The organism is Pseudomonas sp. SIMBA_068 (assembly GCF_046534705.1).
In the GTDB taxonomy this organism is placed as follows: Bacteria; Pseudomonadota; Gammaproteobacteria; order Pseudomonadales; family Pseudomonadaceae; genus Aquipseudomonas; species Aquipseudomonas putida.
This window is the reverse complement of sequence record NZ_JAWRYI010000417.1, coordinates 1-276: the sequence shown is the minus strand read 5'-3', so window position 1 is coordinate 276 and position 276 is coordinate 1. Positions and strand designations below refer to the sequence as shown.

The 276-nt window shown below is 50.4% G+C and carries 1 protein-coding gene; it reads left to right on the top strand.

Annotated features, from left to right (window positions below; all coding sequences use genetic code 11):
• Positions 1-276 (top strand): endolytic transglycosylase MltG (gene mltG / locus SB756_RS29780; RefSeq protein ID WP_410913176.1); only part of this gene is annotated, 276 nt, incomplete at both ends.

Sequence of the window (276 nt, the reverse complement as noted above, 5' to 3'; positions counted from 1 at the left end):
TATACCGCCAATACCACCGATGTCGCGTTACTCAAGCGAGCGCACAAGAAAATGGTGAAAGCGGTCGATAGCGCCTGGGAAGGGCGTGCGGACGGTCTGCCTTATAAAGATAAAAATCAGCTGGTGACGATGGCATCAATTATCGAAAAAGAAACCGCCGTTGCCAGTGAACGCGATCAGGTTGCCTCGGTATTTATCAACCGTTTACGCATTGGTATGCGCTTGCAGACCGACCCAACCGTGATTTACGGGATGGGAGAGCGTTATAATGGCAAA